Genomic DNA, 4,828 nt, shown 5'->3' with positions numbered 1-4,828 from the left:
GGTCCGATCCGTCCTATGGCTCGCAAGGCCAAACGCAAAGAGGAACAACAAATGACTGATCAGACCCCCGTTCAGCCCGCGGCCAAAGTGCTCGGCGGATTGACCCCCTATCTGCAGCTGGATGGCGCCTTCAAGGCTGCCGAATTCTACAAGAAGGCCTTCGGCGCGGAGCAGGTCTTTGCCTACCCGGCGGACGAAAAAGGCCGCACCATGCACATTCACCTCCACATCAATGGCTCGACCCTCATGCTCTCCGATTTCTATCCGGAAAACGGAATGCCCGCCGTCAAGCCGCAGGGTTACACCATGCAGCTTCACCTCGGCAGCGACGACATCGAAGCCTGGTGGAAGCGCGCCGTCGATGCCGGCTGCGAAGTCGCCGTGCCGCTCCAGGTCATGTTCTGGGGCGATCAGTGGGGCAATATGCGCGACCCGTTCGGCGTCGAATGGGCGATGAACGCACCGGTGAAGAAAGCCTGATCTGCCGCCGATGGCCCGAGCCCCTCACCGGCCGGCGCCGGTGAGGCCCTGTGAACTTCCAGGAGGAGATCCAAAATGTCCTATGTCGATGGTTTCGTACTTGCCGTATCCAGGGCAAAACTCGATGACTACAAGAAGCTGGCCAACCTCGCAGGGCCTATCTGGAGGGAACATGGCGCGCTCGCCTATGTCGAATGTATCGGCGACGACGTGCCCTATGGCGAGGTCACGTCCTTCCCGCGTGCCGTGCAGGCCAAGGACGACGAGATCGTCGTCTTCGCCTGGGCCGTCTATGAGTCGCGGGAGAGCCGCGATGCCGTCATGGCCAAGGTGATGGCAGATCCGCGCTTGAAGGCCGATTGGGCGGACATGCCGTTCGACGGCAAGCGCATGATCTTCGGTGGCTTCAAGCCATTCATTGAGCTTTGAGCAGCCGGTAGCAGATTAGAAGAAGCCTCTCAGCTTCGTCATCCTAGGGCGAAGCAGGAGCGAAGCTCCGTCGCGAAGACCTTAGGATCACGACGCGGGTGCTTAGGCCAATCTCTAAGGCCACGATCAGCTAGATAGCGTTGCGCTAATCCAGCTTGTCCAGCAGCGGCTTGAGCCGGTCTCCATAGCGCTTCCACAGATCGACCGACCCCTGATACATCGGCTGGCGCACCTGTGCGGCTGAAGCCGTGCGAACCGGTCGGTCGGTCTCGTGGAACGATAGAGCCGCGTCGTCCCAGGGCAGGCCAAGATGAGCGATCAATGCCCGCGTCTGTCCTTCCTGGTCGGCGACAAAATCCTCGTAGCGTACATCATGCACGACGCCCGGCAGCACCGTGTGCCAATGCTTCATGATGTCGGTGTAGAGATTGTGGAAGTCGGCGAGCTCGCCGAGATCGTAGCCATAGCGATGGCTGTCGCCGCGGAAATGCACCTTGTAGATCGACAGGCAGGTGGCCGCCGCATCGCGCGCGCAGTGGATGATCCTGGCCTTCGGCATCATCATGTGGATGAAGCCGACAAGCAGGAAGTTGCCTGGCATTTTGTCGGTGACGTGACGCATGTTCGGATAGCGGGCATGCAGCATGTCGAGATAGGCTTGGCCTGCCTCGGCAAAATCCGCATCGCCCATATCCGATACGCCCCATGGGAAGCCACCCGGCATGGTCGCCGGGAACTGCTTGCCGACCGCCTTCTTCAAGATGCTGAGCTCGCCTGCGCCATAGACCTGCGGATGGCTGGCAATGATCTGCTCGACCAGCGTCGTGCCCGAACGCGGCATGCCGACGATGAAGATCGGCGTGTCGTCGCTGATTGAGCTGGGCCTGTGCTTCTCGAAGAAGCCGGCATCGAAGGTGGCCTTCATCGCCTCGAATTCGGCCCGCGTCCTGGCCTGGTCGTAGTTGATGCCTTTGCGGCGGATCGCATTGCCTTCGGCGAAATAGTCGAAGGCCCGGCCATAATCCCTGAGATCGTCATTCGCCTTGCCGAGTCCGAAGGACAGCTGCATGCGTGCCAGGCTGTCCTGCGGCGCTTTGGCATGCTGGGCTTCCATGCCCCCAAGCTCGCTGTCGCGCTCCTTCTGGCGCTTGACCTGTGTCAGCATCAGCCAGGCTGTGGCCATGGCGGGGTTGATCGCCAACGCCTGCCGGAACAGGTCGACCGCCTCGTCGAGCTTGCCCTTTTCCATCAGCCCGACGCCGAGCCCGTGCAGCAGGTCGGCATCCTTGGGGCGTATCGCCAGCGCTTCGCGGAAGACGGCGAGCGCCTCATCCAGCCGCCCGGCTTCCTGCAGGGTTTCGGCAAGCCCGATGCGGGCGCGCACGTGAAATGGGTTGCGTGCAACCGTGCCGCGATAAAGCTCTTCGGCCTCTTCGAACTGGCCGACCTGCTTCAACGATGAGCCGAGATTGTCGCGCGCCGCGAGCTGGTCCGGCCGCAGATCCACCGCACCGCGGAAGAAATCGATGGCCGCAGCAGGGCGGCCGAGGTCGCGCATCACCGTACCGAAATTGTTGAGGAAATCGGGATTCGTCGGCTGCAGGCTCACCGACCGTTCGATGAGATCCAGCCCTTCTTCGCTGCGCCCGGTCTGGTGCAGCAGCAGTCCCAGGAAATGCGCCGCGGCTGCATGCTTGGGCTGACGCGCCAGCACCTGCCGGTAGATCGTCTCAGCCTCTTGCCGGCGCCCCGCCTGATGCAGTTGCAACGCCTGCTGCACATACTGGTCGAGGCCTAGCGGCGGCTGTCCGCCTGCGCCAGACCTGGCTCCCGCACCCGCCGCTCGTCTTTGATCTCTGTTGATGGGAAACCTGCCGTGTTTTATCCGCCTGTGGCGATCTAGGCCATTGGCGCGCCAGGTTCAAGGCTTCGCTTGCTGTCTCGTCCTTTCGTCGGTGCGGAAAGATCAAATCAGGCGATTGGTCTCGGCAACCTGCCTGGCACGCCGAACCGTTCCATCGGTGTCGGCGATCCTTTGCTTTGCCGCCTCGTCACTTCTGACAGTCAGCCGCGGCGACAGGACAACCATCGGCTTTGCCATTACCGGCTTTGCGACCGGCGTGATCGTTACGGGGGTGCCTGTTGGCGTCTTTACGGACATCTCGAGGTCTCCTTCTTCAACTAACAAGAAAAATGAAAATACCGGGAGAATTATTCCCGCTAAGCTTCAAACAGTTTTTGAATTGTATGGATTTGTATCATCATTTTTCTGATAGTTACAGCGCGCAATTTTTTGAATGAAGCCCAATTTTATTTTAAAACGCCTTGATTAAATTACAACAAAGGCCTATCTGTACAGGATCGCTTTGGGCCAGAATTGGCATCTCGCGGCGTCAGAGGTTCTCGACCCGCCAATCTCATTCCAAATCATCGATACCGGGCGCGCGGCATGTTCGCTCCGCGCGACCATTCTCATTCTTCGAAAGACCGACATGAACACCGGAACCGTGAAGTTCTACAATGGCCGGACCGGCTTCATTCAGCCGACCGATGGCGGCAAGGACGTCTTTGTCCATGTCAGCGCACTGGAGCGCGCCGGCTTCCCCGGCCTCGCCGAAGGCCAGAAGCTGCAGTTCGAGTTGGGGCGTGACACCAAGGGCCGCGAGTCGGCCGCCAATTTGCAATTGATCTGATCCGGCCGAATTCGATGAACGCTGACCACGGATGTACTGGCAGCTCTCGAAAGCGGCTTATTTCCAGCGACTGCCGGAAATAGGAAAGCGGGGCTCGTCCCCGCTTTTTTGTTTTCAGGACCGCTGCTTTGCATAGGTAAGACAATGCCGGACCGCACCACCCACTCCATCGCGCACTTCACCGCACCTTTCGTGCTCGGCGGACTGGAAGGGCAGCTGCCGGCCGGCGACTACGACATCGACCACGACGAAGAGCTGATCGAGGGCATGTCGCGGCTTGCCTGGCGCCGCGTCGCCACTTTCATCCATCTGCCGGCAAGGGCAGCGAAAAACCCGCCCACCAGCCAGCTTGTCGCCATCGATTACCTCGAACTCGAAACAGCGCTGAAGCGCGACAGGGAGAATGCAGCATGATCCGTTTCCAGCAGAATGCGCGCCCGCGCACCGACACGCCCGCGCACCAGTTTGCAATCGGTCAGACCGTGCGCATGAAGAGCCGCACCGGCCTCGTCCAGAAGACCGCCGAACTGTTCCAGATCAAGAGCAGGCTGCCGGTCAAGGATGGTTCGCCGCAATACCGCATCCGCAGCGAGCAGGAGACCTATGAGCGGGTCACCACCGAAGACAATCTCGAACCGGCAGATCCGGTTGTTGCCGACAACCCCGTTGTTGCCAGCAACCCGCTCGTCTGAGACCCCACCGCCAAGCCAACACTGAAGCAGGAGCACGACATGTCCAAAGGTCAACAGCGAAGCAACCGCGAGACACGCAAGCCGAAGAAGGACAAGGTCGTGGCAAAGCCCGCCTCCCCGTTCGGTTCGTCGGTCAAGCAGGCGGAGAGCAGCTTGAAGCCGAAGTCGAAAGGCTGACAAACTGGAGGGCGCGCCTCGTGCGCCCTTTCCGTCGTCCTCTGTGAGGTGGCGAATTGACTGGACAGGCCTGCGCAATGCTCTGCCACGGAGGCGCGCTTGAATTTCGTCATCGAGTTCTACCGGTCGCGCGACGCCGACGAAGCCACTCTCGACAAGGTATCGCTGGAGGCGCCGAACCTGCGCGCCGCGCTGCAGGGCGCCACCGCGCTGTTCCACACGCTGGCCATGCCGCAAATCCCCGATCGCCTGCGCATCTGCGACGACAATGGCTGCGAGCTTTACGCCGGCCCGGCCGACGGGGCGTATCCGGCAGAAGTGTGAAGAGCGCCGCGCCTTTCGATAGGATCTGTCGCC

General features: G+C 60.9%; 9 protein-coding genes. 8 read left to right on the top strand and 1 reads right to left on the bottom strand.

Annotated elements, in window-relative coordinates; translation table 11 throughout:
• The first annotated feature begins 51 nt into the window (after positions 1 to 51).
• Together EN750_RS18765 and EN750_RS18760 are read left to right on the top strand one after the other, a co-directional pair.
• Entirely contained in the window at positions 52 to 480 is a 429-nt protein-coding gene (locus EN750_RS18765; RefSeq protein ID WP_127268665.1) for a glyoxalase/bleomycin resistance/extradiol dioxygenase family protein, read from the top strand.
• A 75-nt stretch (positions 481 to 555) separates the two neighbouring features.
• Entirely contained in the window at positions 556 to 909 is a 354-nt protein-coding gene (locus EN750_RS18760; protein ID WP_127397299.1) for a DUF1428 family protein, read from the top strand.
• A gap of 145 nt (positions 910 to 1,054) precedes the next feature.
• On the opposite strand, the gene EN750_RS18755 is transcribed toward EN750_RS18760, so the two are convergent.
• On the bottom strand, positions 1,055 to 2,689 hold the full coding sequence (locus EN750_RS18755) for a tetratricopeptide repeat-containing sulfotransferase family protein (protein ID WP_127397298.1): 1,635 nt from the start codon (positions 2,687 to 2,689) through the stop codon (positions 1,055 to 1,057).
• Positions 2,690 to 2,816: 127 nt separating this feature from the next.
• Between EN750_RS18755 and EN750_RS39510 the strand changes: the two genes are divergently transcribed.
• The 6 genes from EN750_RS39510 to EN750_RS18730 all read left to right on the top strand — a co-directional run bounded on the left by EN750_RS39510 (position 2,817) and on the right by EN750_RS18730 (position 4,795).
• On the top strand, positions 2,817 to 3,182 hold the full coding sequence (locus EN750_RS39510) for a hypothetical protein (protein WP_189526304.1): 366 nt from the start codon (positions 2,817 to 2,819) through the stop codon (positions 3,180 to 3,182).
• 219 nt (positions 3,183 to 3,401) lie between these two features.
• Complete coding sequence (locus tag EN750_RS18745) at positions 3,402 to 3,602, top strand: cold-shock protein (RefSeq protein WP_127397296.1); 201 nt, start codon at positions 3,402 to 3,404, stop codon at positions 3,600 to 3,602.
• A 144-nt stretch (positions 3,603 to 3,746) separates the two neighbouring features.
• The gene (locus EN750_RS18740) at positions 3,747 to 4,016 is read left to right on the top strand and encodes a hypothetical protein (protein WP_023809798.1); all 270 of its coding nucleotides are present in this window, start codon (positions 3,747 to 3,749) and stop codon (positions 4,014 to 4,016) included.
• Positions 4,013 to 4,294, top strand: a complete 282-nt coding sequence (locus EN750_RS18735) for a hypothetical protein (RefSeq protein ID WP_127323161.1) — start codon at positions 4,013 to 4,015, stop codon at positions 4,292 to 4,294. Before EN750_RS18740 ends, EN750_RS18735 begins: the two co-directional genes overlap by 4 nt.
• Before the next feature lie 39 nt (positions 4,295 to 4,333).
• Complete coding sequence (locus tag EN750_RS39505; RefSeq protein WP_164482279.1) at positions 4,334 to 4,471, top strand: hypothetical protein; 138 nt, start codon at positions 4,334 to 4,336, stop codon at positions 4,469 to 4,471.
• A gap of 99 nt (positions 4,472 to 4,570) precedes the next feature.
• The gene (locus tag EN750_RS18730; protein WP_127397295.1) at positions 4,571 to 4,795 is read left to right on the top strand and encodes a hypothetical protein; all 225 of its coding nucleotides are present in this window, start codon (positions 4,571 to 4,573) and stop codon (positions 4,793 to 4,795) included.
• The last annotated feature ends 33 nt before the right edge of the window (positions 4,796 to 4,828 follow it).

This window comes from Mesorhizobium sp. M7A.F.Ca.ET.027.03.2.1, from assembly GCF_003999175.1.
Lineage (GTDB): Bacteria > Pseudomonadota > Alphaproteobacteria > Rhizobiales > Rhizobiaceae > Mesorhizobium.
Note: the sequence above shows the minus strand (reverse complement) of the source record. Positions and strands in the feature narration are given on the sequence as shown.